The organism is Buttiauxella sp. BIGb0471 (genome assembly GCF_024807715.1).
Classification (GTDB): Bacteria; Pseudomonadota; Gammaproteobacteria; order Enterobacterales; family Enterobacteriaceae; genus Buttiauxella; species Buttiauxella agrestis.
This window is the reverse complement of record NZ_JANUEU010000010.1, coordinates 25,689-40,060: the sequence shown is the minus strand read 5'-3', so window position 1 is coordinate 40,060 and position 14,372 is coordinate 25,689. Positions and strand designations below refer to the sequence as shown.

Here is a 14,372-nt window from a genome sequence, read left to right as displayed (position 1 = left end):
AAAACCGGGCAATCCCCTCTCCTGTGGGAGAGGGTTAGGGTGAGGGCATTACTCAGTCGCAGCCTGCGACGTCGCACTTTCAATCGTCAAACGCACATCCGGCATGATCAGCTCTGCCAGCATCTGGTAGACCTTCATGGTTTCGGTTGGCTCCGCATCTCCGGTATCGCTGATATAGCCTTCATCACGCAGGGTTAACACCAGCGAGGTGAACACGGCTTTATCAAAGAACTCCGGCGCGTTAATACCATGCAAAACAGACAAGCGCTGGGCAACGGTGCGGCTTTCGCGTTCCAGTGTCCCGCGGTTGATGGACGGATTAGCGCTCAACAGCCAGAAAGTAATCGCGTAACGCTGCAGCGTTTCACGAACACCCGCAGCCAGAAGCTGCATAGTGCGTGAACGAGCCGGGTTAATCAGCACTTCATCACCCGCAAGAGTAATCAGTTCCTGACGAACCATCTCATTGAGCAGCGCATCCATTTCACTGACAAGCTGTGCCTTCTCCCAGCGCAGGAAAAGCTCAGCTTTCAGCATCGGGTAGAGTAATTCGACCTGACGCAGAAGCTCTCCGCGTGAAATGTGGCGATGCTGCGTGATAATCGCGGCCAGCAGAGAAGGCAACACCAACATATGCAAAATGTTGTTACGGTAATAAGTCATCAGTACCGCCTGCTCACGCGGCAGAATGATGATGTCACCGATAGTATCTTTCTCTACTTCAAACTTGTTCATTTGCAACGCGTGTTCAATCAGCGCTTCTGCTGGCTGGTCTGGTGTGGTCGCATCTGGTGAATACGGCACATTACGCAACAGGCTCAGGTAGCAGTTGAGCTGCTCGGTCAATTGTTCACGAGTAAGTGAACGCTGACGCGACGCAAGTAATGCGGTACAGCACAGGTTCATGGCATTCGCCGCCCCTGCATTGTTGATACGCACCATCAGCTCGGCAGCAATTTCATTGACCGTTGGCGTCAGCCACGCCGGGCGAATCGCTTCGATTGGGTCGATTGAATCACGCCATTCAGGAACGCGCTGATTGAGGAATGTCATCAACGGCATCGGTTCGCCGAAGTTCACATAGCCCTGGCCGAGGTTACGCAGCTTGCTCAGCCCGCGCACCATCTGCATAAAGCTCTCTTTCTCTTTGGTCGCTCCACGCAGTTCTTTGGCGTAAGTCCCCACTTCCATTACATGCTCGTAGCCAATGTAAATCGGCACCAATGTAATTGGACGAGTACCGCCGCGCAGCATGGCCTGAATGGTCATCGACAGCGTGCCGGTTTTCGGGTCAAGCAAACGCCCGGTACGGGAACGCCCACCTTCCACAAAATATTCAACGGAATAGCCACGGCTAAACAGCTCGCCAAGATATTCACGGAACACGGTGGAATAGAGTTTGCTGCCTTTAAAGGTACGGCGAATAAAGAACGCGCCCAGGCGACGGAAAATCGGGCCTGCTGGCCAGAAATTCAGGTTGATACCCGCCGCGATGTGCGGAGGAACTAGCCCCTGGTGATAAAGCACGTAAGACAGCAGCATGTAGTCCATGTGGCTGCGGTGGCAGGGCACATAGACAATCTCATGGCCGTCATGAGCCAGTTGGCGCACACGCTCAGCGTTGTGAACGTTAATGCCCTGGTACAAACGGTTCCACGTCAGACCTAACACGCGGTCGGTCAAACGAACGGCTTCATAAGAGAAGTTGGCGGCAATCTCTTCCATCAGCGCGACAGCATTTTGCTGTGCTTTTTCATGGGAGATTTTCTTGCTACGCGCTTCGTCTTCTACCGCGCGAGCGATAGCTTTTGATGCCAGAAGTTTGTTAAACAGATCCTGACGCACCGGCAGACGCGGGCCAACAGTCGCTAAACGCTGGCGAGCGAAGTGCATACGTGCCACGCGCGCCAGTTTCTGAGCGATTTTTTTATCTGTGCCGTGATCGGTTGCCATCTGGCGCAGCGAAACCGGTGCGGAAAAACGCACAAAGCTGTCGCGGCCAAGCCAGGAGACGGCGAAGAATTTCTGAATGCCGTTGAGCATTCTTAATGGCGGATTCACTTCGCCTTTTTCGCGCCCCGGTGAACGGCCAAACATGACCGAAACAGGCACCATCTGCACATCCAGATTGGGATTGCTACGGTGCAAATCGAGGTAATCATGGAACAGCTTGATCGACTCTTCTTTTGGCGTGTAATAAGTGAATACACGCGGCCCACCATGGATAAAGACATAGCGCGGCAGCACCGCTCCGTCGATTTCTAACGGCTCGAGAGGGTCGGGCAAGTTATGCGCGAGGCATTGAGCGCGCAGCGTTAATAAGTCCGCCTTTGAGTTATAGGGCAGCACGTACATTATTGGACGTGTGGGATCTAAGCCCAGTTCGGCTTGTGGATCTGCCGGAATAGACTTGCTCTTTACCAGAACGCCTAATGGTAAATTAAGTAATTTGTAGTAGATTCTTGGCCAGCCTGACATAAACGATGTAAAGCCTCAGGTTAATGATGCAAATTCGCCGCAAGAATATCAGAATCTGACCCAGATTTCTGTGGCGTTATAATTTTGACAAGCATTGATGCAAATAATTTGAAAAGGTTGCCCAAAATGGCGAGTAGTACCACTGGACTTACCCGTATTATCAAAGCTGCAGGCTATTCATGGAAAGGGCTAAAAGCGGCCTGGATCAACGAAGCTGCTTTCCGCCAGGAGGGCGTTTCGGCTGTCATCGCCATTGCTATTGCCTGCTGGTTAGATGTTGACCCTATTACCCGTATTTTACTGATTGGTTCAGTCGTGTTGGTGATGATTGTCGAAATCCTCAATAGCGCTATTGAGGCCCTCGTTGACCGTGTTGGTACTGACTATCACGAGCTTTCCGGGCGAGCGAAAGATATGGGCTCAGCCGCCGTATTAATCGCCATTATCCTTGCAGTAATTACCTGGGTCACGCTGCTTTGGCAGCATTTGCGATAGTCTTTCCAGAATAGTTAAGTGCCTGGTTTTTTGCTCAATTTGTGGTTCCAAATTCGCCTTTAACTGTATATACTCACAGCATAACTGTATAAACACCCAGGGGGCGGAATGAAAGCGTTAACTACCAGGCAGCAAGAGGTGTTTGATCTTATTCGGGATCATATCAGCCAGACCGGCATGCCACCGACACGTGCCGAGATTGCTCAACGTCTGGGGTTCCGTTCTCCGAACGCTGCGGAAGAACATTTAAAAGCTCTCGCCCGTAAAGGCGTGATTGAGATTGTTTCCGGCGCTTCGCGTGGCATTCGTTTGCTGGTGGAAGAGATCACCGGTATCCCGCTGGTTGGGCGCGTCGCTGCGGGTGAACCACTCCTTGCGCAGCAGCATATCGAAGGCCATTACCAGGTAGATCCTTCATTGTTCAAACCGAATGCCGACTTCCTGCTGCGCGTCAGCGGGATGTCTATGAAAGACATCGGTATTATGGACGGTGATTTACTGGCGGTGCATAAAACTCAGGATGTGCGTAACGGCCAGGTTGTTGTTGCGCGCATTGATGATGAAGTCACCGTTAAACGTTTGAAACAGCAAGGGAATACCGTTCACCTGCTGCCAGAAAACAGCGAATTCGAGCCGATAGTGGTTGACCTGCGTGAGCATAACTTCTCGATTGAAGGGCTGGCTGTTGGGGTTATTCGCAACGGCGACTGGCTGTAAAATCTCTTTAGGTGATGCGTATTTAAGTACGCATCACTGTCTTAATTCTCTTTGATCTCCTTCAGGAGAGGTCATGCAATTATTCTCCACAGCGGATCGTGCGCTCTGGCGCCTCGCTTTACCCATGATTTTCTCCAACATTACCGTCCCGCTGCTTGGCCTTGTCGATACGGCTGTTATTGGTCATCTGGATAGTCCTGTTTATCTCGGTGGTGTCGCGATTGGAGCGACGGCTACCAGCTTCCTGTTTATGTTATTGCTGTTTCTGCGCATGAGTACCACCGGCTTAACCGCCCAGGCCTTTGGCGCAAACAACCCCTCCGCTTTAGCTCGCGCACTGGTTCAGCCTTTATTGCTGGCACTCGGAGCGGGTATTGCCATTGTCTTGCTGCGCGAACCACTAATCTCGCTGGCTCTGCGTATTGTCGGCGGTAATCAGGACGTGCTCTTTCAGGCGCGACGTTTTCTTGAGATTCGTTGGCTAAGTGCCCCGGCCTCCCTGGCTAATTTGGTCTTGCTCGGCTGGTTGCTGGGCGTTCAATACGCACGTGCGCCGGTTATTTTGTTAGTGGTCGGTAACGTTCTGAATATTGTGCTCGACGTGTGGCTGGTGATGGGGCTGCATATGAATGTTCAGGGGGCAGCACTCGCTACCGTCACGGCTGAATACGCCACATTTATCATCGGCTTGCTAATGGTGAAAAAGGTCATGGGCCTGCGTGGAATCAGTGGTGAAATGCTTAAACAGGCGTGGCGCGGTAATGTTCGGCGTTTGTTGGCGCTTAACCGCGACATCATGCTCCGCTCGCTGTTATTACAGATCTGTTTTGCCTCCGTGACCATCTTTGGAGCGCGTTTGGGTAGCGAAATCGTCGCGGTGAATGCGGTACTAATGACGTTGCTGACCTTCACCGCTTACGCGCTCGATGGTTTTGCCTATGCCGTTGAGGCACATTCCGGGCAGGCTTACGGGGCTAGAAATCGGGGGCAATTACTCGAAGTCTGGGGAGCTGCATGTCGACAGGCCGGTTTAGTCGCACTGGTATTCGCCGCCGTTTATGCCTTATTGGGTGAGCAAATTGTTTCCCTTTTGACCTCAATTGCTGAGCTGCAACGGCAAGCGGATATCTATTTGTATTGGCAGATAATTTTACCCGTTGTCGGCGTGTGGTGCTATTTGCTCGATGGCATGTTTATTGGCGCAACTCGAGGGACTGAAATGCGCAATAGCATGGCTGTCGCGGCGTTGGGCTTTGGCCTGTCGATGTTTACCGTACCGTATTTAGGCAACCACGGGTTGTGGCTTTCGTTAGCTGTATTCCTTGCGCTAAGAGGTTTGTCGCTGGGCTGGATCTGGCGTCGCCACTGGCAGAAAAATACCTGGTTTAACAATGTTCAAGATTAAGCCGTTAGGTTAAACATTCTTAGTTTTCCCCATACCGCCATATCCTTGACTACAATTATTTCCACGTCCAGCAGAAACAGGGTGTCAGCCAAACGGAAGCACCCGGACGATGGTAATTTTTGTTAGTAATTTTTCACCGAACGATGAGGATACTATTATGAATAAAGACGAAATCGGCGGTAACTGGAAACAGTTCAAAGGCACAGTAAAAGAGAAATGGGGCAAACTGACTGACGATGATATGACCGTCATTGAAGGGAAACGCGATCAGCTTGTCGGCAAAATCCAGGAACGTTATGGATATGAAAAGGATAAGGCAGAGGAAGAAGTCGTTGATTGGGAAACTCGCAACAAATACCGTTGGTAATTAGTTTCCCTCAGATGTGTTAACTCTCAGCCCTGCCCAGGTACACGGACGTACCCATTCCCCTAACGCGACTTCTTCTTTGACTGAATCGAATGGTCATGCCCACACGCTTCCGGGTGACTACACGCTTCAACCTCCGCACAAGCACTGCATAATCCATGCGCCTCAATAACATTATGATGCAGAGCAAAGCCTAACTCGGCTGCCAACTGCTGCATAATATCTTCTACGCCTTCCGCACCCTGTTCTTTCACCACGCCACATCGGTCACAGATAAACATGGCTGATGAGTGAGTCGGTTGATCAAAAAGATGGCATAAAACGTAGCTGTTGGTTGACTCTACACGGTGTACAAAACCTTGTTCGAGAAGAAAATCGAGCGCACGATACACCGTCGGGGGTTTAGCTTGCGGTTCGCTGGCACGCAGTAAATCCAGCAAATCATAAGCGCTGATTGCACCTGCCTGCTGTGTCAGCAAGCGCAGTACTTCAAGGCGTTGTGGCGTCAGGCGCACATTACGCTGCTCGCATAGTTTTTCAGCCTGCGCTAACACGTTTTGTGAAGTCGTGATGTCCATCAGCATTCCCCTGTAGATTAGCCCTACACTTTACCACAATGCGCAAAAAACGCCGAATGGTGCGCCATTCTGGTCACATCCTTTTGAGATGACTATCCCGGAGTTTGTTATGAATAAACCTGATTGCATTCGCCACTGGAAAGAACTGGAAGGTGAAGATGATTCAACCTATCCCGATAGCACTGAATTATTTTCCATTGGCGCACCGCTGGCTCGTAAACTGGGTTTAACACGCCTGGGGATACATCATGAACGCTTGTTGCCTGGCCGCCGTACTTCTTATCCCCATGCCGAAAGTAGTGAAGAAGAGTTTGCTTATGTACTGGAAGGGCATCCGCAAGTGTGGATTAACGGGCACCTCTATGCGCTGGAACCTGGAGATAGTGTCGGCTTCCCGGCAGGGACAGGCGTTTGCCATACTTTTATTAATAACACCGAACATGAAGTTCGACTGCTGATTGTCGGCGAAGCCAATAAAGCTGAAAACAGAATTTACTACCCCTTAAACCCCTCTTATGCAGCACAACGTAAAGATCGCTGGATTGACCATCCGCCGCAATTCTTTGGTCAGCATGATGGTCTGCCTTCCCGAAAAACGAACGGTAAAGTATAAATAACCCTATAGGAAATAAAGAAATATTAACCCGTCAGGATAAATGCGGGATGCCATTTGGGGTAAACCACCCGCTTTTAAGTCTTTTCTTCACAGCATTATCCACTCCTGTTGGTCTGGCACTGACAGGGGCCGATTCTTCAAACTGAAGTTAGACAGGCGGGCAGTAAATGATAAAAATCAGAACCCTGGCGGCATTAAATGCTGCTTTTTTATTTATGGCAAATGACGCGAATGCAGCGGGAACATGGACGGAGACACGTAATGATGCGATGGGAGGCACTGGCGTTGCATCATCCCGCTGGAGTAGTGCAGTCCTGATTAACCCGGCGTTACTCACCAAAAGCCAGCAAGGCGATACCGCCGCGCTCCTGATTCCTGCTGTCGGAATGCAAATTACCGACCCTGATAACCTGCAAAATAATATCGATGACATCAGCAATTCGGCTGAGGATTATCTGAATTATGCCAATATCCCCTTGCAGCAGATTATTCGGAATCCTGGGATATATCGCCAGATGCAAAACGATGCGGCAGATTTATCCCGGCAGCTCCAGAATGTGAAAGGCGACCAGGCCCGTGCAAAAGCTGGCGGTGCAATAGCGGTGAGTATCCCAAATGAAACGCTGCCTTTTGCATTCGTCGTGAAAGCGTACGGCACAGCTAAAGTGACTTCAGACATCACCCAGCATGACCTCGACTACCTGAATGGTATCGCCAATGGAACTGTGATCCCGAACCGTAACGATCTAAACAATCTCACCTCAAAAGGATTTGGTCGAGCTGCGATTGTTTCAGATTACGGCGTGGCAGTTGCCCATAAATTTGATCTTGGCGGTGTGCCTGTTTCAGTTGGCGTGACGCCAAAGTTGCAGAAAACCTGGCTTTATAACTACAGCACCTCTGTTTATCAGTACAAGAAGGATGATATTAGCGACAGCCGCTACCGTAATTCCGACACAGGTTTCAACATTGATGCAGGGCTTGCCGCAGATTTTGGTGACTCATGGACTGTTGGGTTGACCGGGCAAAACCTGGTGTCACGTGATATCGACACCAAAGTGGTTGATGGCTTTAAAGACACTTACCAGATTCGACCATTGGTCACGACGGGCGTGGCCTGGCACAGTGATTTAGTGGTACTGACGACGGATGTCGATCTCACCGAAACCAAGAATTTTAAGAGTGAAGATAATTCGCAATTTGCAGGTGTCGGTGCTGAAATCTCGCCATTACCCTGGCTTGCAGTGCGTGCGGGGTATCGCGCAGATATGCGTTCCCATGAAAGTAATGTCTTTACCGGCGGTGTAGGATTTGCGCCCTTTGACCTGGTACATGTTGATTTAATGGGCTTATATGGCGAAGACCAGACGTGGGGGGCAGGGTTACAAGTGGGCATGACGTTTTGATGAAAGCCAACGGCCGGACAACACGTACCCGGCCGTTGGATTATGCTATAGTACCGACCCTTTTTTAACCGTAGCCCGTAAACGCCAGTGCCTATGTCCTCACAAATCAGCCAGACTCCTTTCCAGCCACATCGTTTTTCTATTGCACCGATGCTCGACTGGACCGATCGCCACTGCCGTTATTTCTTGCGTCAGTTATCAAGCCAGACACTGCTGTACACCGAAATGGTGACCACCGGTGCGATTATTCACGGCAAAGGGGATTATCTGGCGTACAGCGAAGACGAGCATCCCATCGCTTTGCAGTTAGGCGGAAGTGACCCGGCCGCGCTGGCACAATGCGCGAAACTGGCTGAAGAACGTGGCTACGATGAAATTAACCTGAACGTCGGTTGCCCTTCTGATCGGGTGCAAAACGGTATGTTCGGCGCATGTCTGATGGCGGATGCGCAGCGCGTTGCGGATTGCATTAAAGCGATGCGCGACGTGGTATCTATCCCTGTCACCGTCAAAACGCGTATCGGCATTGATGACCAGGACAGTTACGAATTCTTGTGTGATTTTATCGGTACGGTTGCCGGGAAGGGCGAATGTGAAATGTTCATCATTCACGCCCGTAAAGCCTGGCTTTCAGGTTTAAGCCCGAAGGAAAACCGTGAAATTCCACCGCTGGATTATCCCCGTGTTTACCAGTTGAAGCGTGATTTTCCGCATTTAACGATGTCGATTAACGGCGGTATCAAATCGCTGGAAGAAGCGAAAGCGCATCTCGAACATATGGATGGCGTGATGGTTGGGCGCGAAGCCTATCAAAACCCAGGCCTGCTGACGGCGGTTGATCGTGAGATTTTTGGCATTGATTCGCAGGAAGTCGACACCGTTGCGGCGGTTCGCGCCATGTACCCGTACATCGAGCGTGAACTGGCAAACGGCACTTACTTAGGCCATGTCACTCGCCATATGCTTGGTCTGTTCCAGGGGATTCCCGGTGCGCGCCAGTGGCGTCGGTACCTGAGCGAAAACGCCCATAAAGCGGGTGCCGGAATTGATGTTGTGGAACATGCACTGTCATTGGTTGCCGACAAACGCTAGGTTTTGTTTGTAATAACCCGGCAGATTGCTCAGGTATTGCGGAGTTGATCACAACCTCGCATCTTTCTGGCTAAGTTTGCGGGTCGTGGGATATCAATTATTTACCAAACCTGACATTATTAACGGGTTGCGAAAACACGAATTCATCGCGCTGTACCCTACATACCGTGCGAACAAAAAAAAGAATGGGCTTCCCTCGGGAGGCCCAAATTCTTTTATGGAATCAGTAAACTAGAGCCTTGTGTGCTGCGGCTCTCCAGCGTTGTATGAGCCAGAGCGGCATCGCTCAAGGCAAACTTCTGGTTATCAGACACATCGACTTTTATTACTCCGCTGGCAATCAACGAGAACAGTTCGTTGCAGGCTTCCTCAAGCTCTTCACGCGTGGTCACGTAACCATTTAGTGACGGACGAGTAACATACAGCGAGCCTTTCTGGTTCAAAATGCCCAGATTCACACCCGTCACCGGGCCAGAAGAGTTGCCAAAACTCACCATCAAACCCTGGCGCTGAAGACAATCCAGCGATGATTCCCAGGTATCTTTCCCAACCGAGTCATAAACCACCGCGACTTTTTTGCCGTTCGTTATCTCTTTTACACGTTCGACAAGATTCTCTTCGCGATAATTAATGGTCTGCCAGGCGCCGGCTTGTTTGGCGCTTTCTGCTTTTTGCGCAGAACCGACCGTGCCGATTAATTTGGCACCCAACGCTTTCGCCCATTGGCATGCGATCAGCCCAACGCCACCGGCCGCAGCATGGAATAAGAAAACTTCATTGGCTTTGATATCGTAGGTTTTACGCAGCAGATAATAGACCGTGAGACCCTTGAGGAACGACGCGGCAGCTTGCTCAAAAGAGATAGCGTCAGGGAGTTTTGCGGCTTTATCAGCGGGTACATTGTGAATGCTGCTGTATGCGCCAAGCCCGGACTGCGCGTACACCACTCGGTCGCCGACTTTAAGATGTGTTACCGCACTGCCAACTTTAGTCACGACCCCCGCAGCTTCTGTACCGAGGCCGCTGGGTAGCATCGGCGGCGGGTATAAACCGCTGCGAATGTATGTATCAATGTAGTTGATACCAATCGCTTTATTCTCAACTTGGACTTCGTGTTCTGCGGGGGCCGTTGGGGTGAATTCCGCGACTTTTAGCACTTCAGGCCCGCCGTGTTGACTAAATTCAATACGTGTTGCCATGAGAACTCCTTCTGTTTCCTCGGAGGGAGATAGAGTAAACTCTCGTCTCTCTTATCTGATTTTGGTAACTCCCTCACTATGGCAGGAAATAAACCCTTCAACAAACCGAAAGAACCCCGCGATCGTCAGATGGAAGGGCTGAAAATGCCGCCACATTCTCTGGAAGCGGAGCAGTCGGTGTTGGGCGGTTTAATGCTGGACAACGAACGCTGGGATAACGTTTCCGAGCGCGTCGTGGCTAACGATTTTTTCAGCCGTCCACACCGCATGATCTTCACCGAGATGCAGCGTTTGCTCGAAATGAGCAAGCCAATCGATCTGATCACGCTTTCTGAATCTCTTGAACTTCAGGGCAATCTGGAAAGCGTGGGCGGTTTCGCCTATCTGGCCGAATTATCAAAAAACACGCCAAGTGCGGCGAACATCAGCGCTTATGCCGATATCGTGCGTGAACGTGCCGTAGTTCGTGAAATGATTTCTGTGGCGAATGAAATCGCCGATGCCGGTTACGACCCGCAAGGGCGCACCAGCGAAGACTTGCTCGACCTCGCAGAATCCCGCGTGTTCCAGATTGCTGAGAGCCGCGCGAATAAAGACGAAGGGCCAAAAAGTATCGACCAAATCCTCGAAGCGACAGTCTCGCGTATCGAAACGCTTTATCAGACGCCCCACGATGGCGTAACGGGCGTGGATACGGGCTACCAGGATTTGAACAAAAAAACCGCAGGTCTGCAAAAATCGGATCTGATCATCGTGGCGGCGCGTCCGTCGATGGGTAAAACCACGTTTGCGATGAACTTGTGCGAAAACGCCGCGATGTTGCAGGAAAAACCGGTGCTGATTTTCAGCCTCGAGATGCCCGGCGAACAAATCATGATGCGTATGCTGGCGTCGCTGTCACGCGTCGACCAGACCAAAATCCGTACCGGTCAGCTCGATGATGAAGACTGGGCGCGAATTTCCAGCACCATGGGCATCTTGCTTGAAAAACGCAACATGTACATTGATGACTCATCCGGCCTGACGCCAACGGAAGTGCGCTCCCGTGCGCGCCGTATCTACCGCGAACACGGCGGCCTGAGCCTGATCATGATCGACTACCTGCAATTGATGCGCGTGCCGTCGCTGTCTGATAACCGTACGCTGGAAATCGCCGAGATTTCGCGCTCCCTCAAAGCGTTGGCAAAAGAGCTACAGGTGCCGGTGGTGGCGCTCTCGCAGCTTAACCGTTCTTTGGAGCAACGTGCTGATAAACGCCCGGTCAACTCCGACTTACGTGAATCCGGCTCTATCGAGCAGGATGCCGACTTGATCATGTTTATCTATCGTGACGAAGTTTATAACGACAACAGTGACGAGAAAGGCATCGCGCAAATCATCCTCGGTAAACAGCGTAACGGCCCAATCGGTACCGTGCGCCTGACGTTTAACGGCCAGTTCTCGCGCTTCGATAACTATGCTGGTCCTCAATACGACGAAGATTAAATCCTCGTTATCCTTCACGCTGCAAGTGCGTTGGCTGCACTCGCTTACCCCAATCGCTTACTTGTGTAAGCTCATGGGGATTCACGAGTTTGCCGCCTTCTTGCAGCCCGAATGATTTAGAGGATTTGGGCATTCCAATTCCATATACAAAAATTTCGCAAGGAACGAACATGCAAGCGGCAACCGTAAAAATTAACCGCCGCGCTCTGCGACACAACCTGCAACGCCTGCGCGAACTGGCTCCAGCCAGCCGTATGGTGGCGGTTGTGAAAGCAAACGCATATGGGCATGGTCTGCTGGAGACGGCCCTTACCCTGACTGATGCTGATGCTTTCGGCGTTGCCCGTCTTGAAGAAGGTGTTCGGTTGCGTGCTGGGGGAATCACTCAGCCCATTCTGCTGCTCGAAGGTTTCTTCAATGCAAGCGACCTGCCGACGATTGCCGGGCAGAATTTCCAGACTGCCGTCCACTGTATTGAACAGCTCGAAGCGCTGGAGCAGGCCGAGTTAAGCCATCCGATTACCGTGTGGATGAAGCTGGATACCGGCATGCACCGCTTGGGCATCTTGCCTGAAGAAGCAGAAGCATTTTATCAGCGCCTTTGCCGCTGTAAAAACGTCAGCCAGCCGGTCAATATCGTGAGTCATTTTGCGCGTGCTGATGAGCCGGAATCTGACGCCACGCTGCGTCAGCTCGATATTTTCAATTCGTTTACCGCAGGCAAACCAGGGGAGCGTTCCATTGGCGCATCTGGCGGCATTCTGTTGTGGCCGGACTCGCATCTGGACTGGGTTCGCCCTGGCATTATCTTGTACGGTGTTTCTCCTCTGGAGCAAAAACCGTGGGGCTCCGATTTTGGTTTTCAGCCGGTGATGTCTCTCACTTCCAGCCTGATTGCCGTTCGCGAACACAAAGCGGGCGAAGCGGTAGGTTACGGCGGCACCTGGATTGCGCAGCGCGATACCCGCCTGGGCGTGGTGGCAATTGGCTACGGCGACGGTTATCCACGCGCAGCACCATCCGGTACGCCAGTGCTGGTCAATGGCCGCGAAGTGCCGATTGTCGGGCGTGTTGCTATGGACATGATTTGTGTCGATCTTGGCCCGAACTCAGCAGACAAAGTGGGTGATAGCGTGGTGATGTGGGGCGATAACCTGCCGGTCGAACGCATTGCAGAAATCACAAAAGTGAGTGCTTACGAACTTATCACGCGCCTGACTTCAAGGGTGGCGATGGAGTATCTGGACTAGTTGTCCTTCCCTGGTTTACATTGGTTGTCCGCGACACTGTAAACCAGGAGAACCTCACCGTGTTTCAAAAAGTTGACGCCTATGCTGGCGACCCAATCCTTTCCCTTATGGAACGTTTCAAAGTTGATCCGCGTAGCGACAAGGTAAACCTCAGCATTGGCCTCTATTACGACGAAAATGGGGTCATCCCGCAGTTACAGGCTGTCGCTCAGGCAGAAGAACGTCTGAATTCTCAACCACATGGCGCGTCGATTTACCTGCCGATGGAAGGCCTGAATACCTACCGCAGCGCGATTGCTCCGTTGCTGTTTGGGGCAGATCATCCGGCTTTGCTCGAAGGGCGTATCGCGACGATTCAAACACTTGGCGGCTCTGGGGCGTTAAAAGTCGGTGCGGACTTCCTGAAAACTTATTTCCCAAATTCGCAGGTCTGGGTCAGCGACCCGACCTGGGAAAACCATGTCGCTATCTTTGGCGGTGCCGGTTTTGAAGTGAACACATACCCATGGTTCGATTCTGAAACCAACGGCGTGCGCTTCGAAGCGTTGCTGGAAACGCTGAACACGCTGCCAGCACAAAGCATCGTGCTGCTGCATCCTTGCTGCCATAACCCGACAGGTTCTGACCTGACTGATGCGCAGTGGGATGTGGTGGTCGAAATCCTCAAAGCTCGCGAACTGATTCCTTTCCTCGACATCGCCTATCAGGGCTTTGGCGCGGGTATGGAACAAGACGCTTACGCGATTCGGGCGATAGCCAGCGCCGGGTTGCCCGCTTTGGTCAGCAACTCTTTCTCCAAAATTTTCTCTCTGTATGGCGAACGTGTCGGTGGGCTGTCGGTGGTCTGTGAAAACACCGAAACCGCAAGCCGCGTGCTGGGCCAACTGAAAGCGACCGTGCGACGTAACTACTCCAGCCCGCCAAACTTTGGCGCGCAGGTTGTGGCTTTGGTGCTCAATGACGAACAACTGAAAGCTAACTGGCTGAAGGAAGTCGAAACCATGCGTCGCCGTATTCTCGATATGCGCCAGGCACTGGTTTCTGTTCTGAAAGCTGAAATGCCAGACCGCAATTTTGACTACCTGCTGCAACAACGCGGGATGTTCAGCTACACCGGTTTGAGCGCGGAACAGGTTGACCGCCTGCGCGATGAGTTTGGTGTCTATCTGATTGCCAGCGGACGCATGTGTGTTGCCGGGTTGAACAGCAACAACGTGCAGCGCGTAGCACAGGCGTTTGCCGCGGTAATGTAAGCACTTACTTACTTTTATTCCCCAAAAGGCG

At 51.7% G+C, this 14,372-nt stretch carries 13 protein-coding genes; 10 read left to right on the top strand and 3 right to left on the bottom strand.

Features of this window, described 5'->3' with window-relative positions; genetic code table 11:
* Window positions 1-48: 48 nt before the first annotated feature.
* Window positions 49-2,478 carry a glycerol-3-phosphate 1-O-acyltransferase PlsB gene (gene plsB / locus M2371_RS20950; RefSeq protein ID WP_259268608.1) on the bottom strand — a complete coding sequence of 810 codons (2,430 nt, stop codon included), beginning with the start codon at window positions 2,476-2,478 and terminating at the stop codon, window positions 49-51.
* A 126-nt stretch (window positions 2,479-2,604) separates the two neighbouring features.
* Between plsB and M2371_RS20945 the strand changes: the two genes are divergently transcribed.
* The 4 genes from M2371_RS20945 (at window position 2,605) to M2371_RS20930 (ending at window position 5,462) form a co-directional block, all read left to right on the top strand.
* Window positions 2,605-2,973 (top strand): diacylglycerol kinase, encoded by a 369-nt coding sequence (locus M2371_RS20945; protein ID WP_034492402.1) that lies wholly within the window; start codon window positions 2,605-2,607, stop codon window positions 2,971-2,973.
* 108 nt (window positions 2,974-3,081) lie between these two features.
* A complete protein-coding gene (gene lexA, locus M2371_RS20940; protein ID WP_034492403.1) occupies window positions 3,082-3,690 on the top strand; it encodes a transcriptional repressor LexA in 609 nt (202 codons plus the stop codon).
* 73 nt (window positions 3,691-3,763) lie between these two features.
* Window positions 3,764-5,095 carry an MATE family efflux transporter DinF gene (dinF, locus tag M2371_RS20935; protein WP_172895845.1) on the top strand — a complete coding sequence of 444 codons (1,332 nt, stop codon included), beginning with the start codon at window positions 3,764-3,766 and terminating at the stop codon, window positions 5,093-5,095.
* Window positions 5,096-5,252: 157 nt separating this feature from the next.
* Window positions 5,253-5,462: a CsbD family protein gene (locus M2371_RS20930; protein ID WP_034492637.1), complete on the top strand. Its 210-nt coding sequence runs from the start codon at window positions 5,253-5,255 to the stop codon at window positions 5,460-5,462.
* A gap of 62 nt (window positions 5,463-5,524) precedes the next feature.
* Here M2371_RS20930 and zur read toward each other — a convergent pair whose 3' ends face one another.
* A complete protein-coding gene (gene zur, locus M2371_RS20925) occupies window positions 5,525-6,040 on the bottom strand; it encodes a zinc uptake transcriptional repressor Zur (protein WP_259268607.1) in 516 nt (171 codons plus the stop codon).
* Window positions 6,041-6,149: 109 nt separating this feature from the next.
* On the opposite strand from zur, the gene M2371_RS20920 reads away from it, so the two are divergent.
* The 3 genes from M2371_RS20920 (at window position 6,150) to dusA (ending at window position 9,154) form a co-directional block, all read left to right on the top strand.
* The gene (locus tag M2371_RS20920; protein WP_172895843.1) at window positions 6,150-6,653 is read left to right on the top strand and encodes a cupin domain-containing protein; all 504 of its coding nucleotides are present in this window, start codon (window positions 6,150-6,152) and stop codon (window positions 6,651-6,653) included.
* A 170-nt stretch (window positions 6,654-6,823) separates the two neighbouring features.
* Window positions 6,824-8,062 (top strand): conjugal transfer protein TraF, encoded by a 1,239-nt coding sequence (locus M2371_RS20915; protein ID WP_259268606.1) that lies wholly within the window; start codon window positions 6,824-6,826, stop codon window positions 8,060-8,062.
* 93 nt (window positions 8,063-8,155) lie between these two features.
* Window positions 8,156-9,154, top strand: coding sequence for a tRNA dihydrouridine(20/20a) synthase DusA (dusA, locus tag M2371_RS20910; RefSeq protein ID WP_172895838.1), 999 nt, complete (start codon window positions 8,156-8,158; stop codon window positions 9,152-9,154).
* Window positions 9,155-9,369: 215 nt separating this feature from the next.
* On the opposite strand, the gene M2371_RS20905 is transcribed toward dusA, so the two are convergent.
* Complete coding sequence (locus M2371_RS20905; RefSeq protein WP_259268605.1) at window positions 9,370-10,353, bottom strand: quinone oxidoreductase; 984 nt, start codon at window positions 10,351-10,353, stop codon at window positions 9,370-9,372.
* 78 nt (window positions 10,354-10,431) lie between these two features.
* Between M2371_RS20905 and dnaB the strand changes: the two genes are divergently transcribed.
* From dnaB to tyrB, 3 genes are all read left to right on the top strand, one after another.
* Complete coding sequence (gene dnaB / locus M2371_RS20900; RefSeq protein WP_034492420.1) at window positions 10,432-11,838, top strand: replicative DNA helicase; 1,407 nt, start codon at window positions 10,432-10,434, stop codon at window positions 11,836-11,838.
* Window positions 11,839-12,008: 170 nt separating this feature from the next.
* Complete coding sequence (alr, locus tag M2371_RS20895; RefSeq protein ID WP_259268604.1) at window positions 12,009-13,088, top strand: alanine racemase; 1,080 nt, start codon at window positions 12,009-12,011, stop codon at window positions 13,086-13,088.
* A gap of 59 nt (window positions 13,089-13,147) precedes the next feature.
* Entirely contained in the window at window positions 13,148-14,341 is a 1,194-nt protein-coding gene (tyrB, locus tag M2371_RS20890; RefSeq protein WP_172895832.1) for an aromatic amino acid transaminase, read from the top strand.
* The last annotated feature ends 31 nt before the right edge of the window (window positions 14,342-14,372 follow it).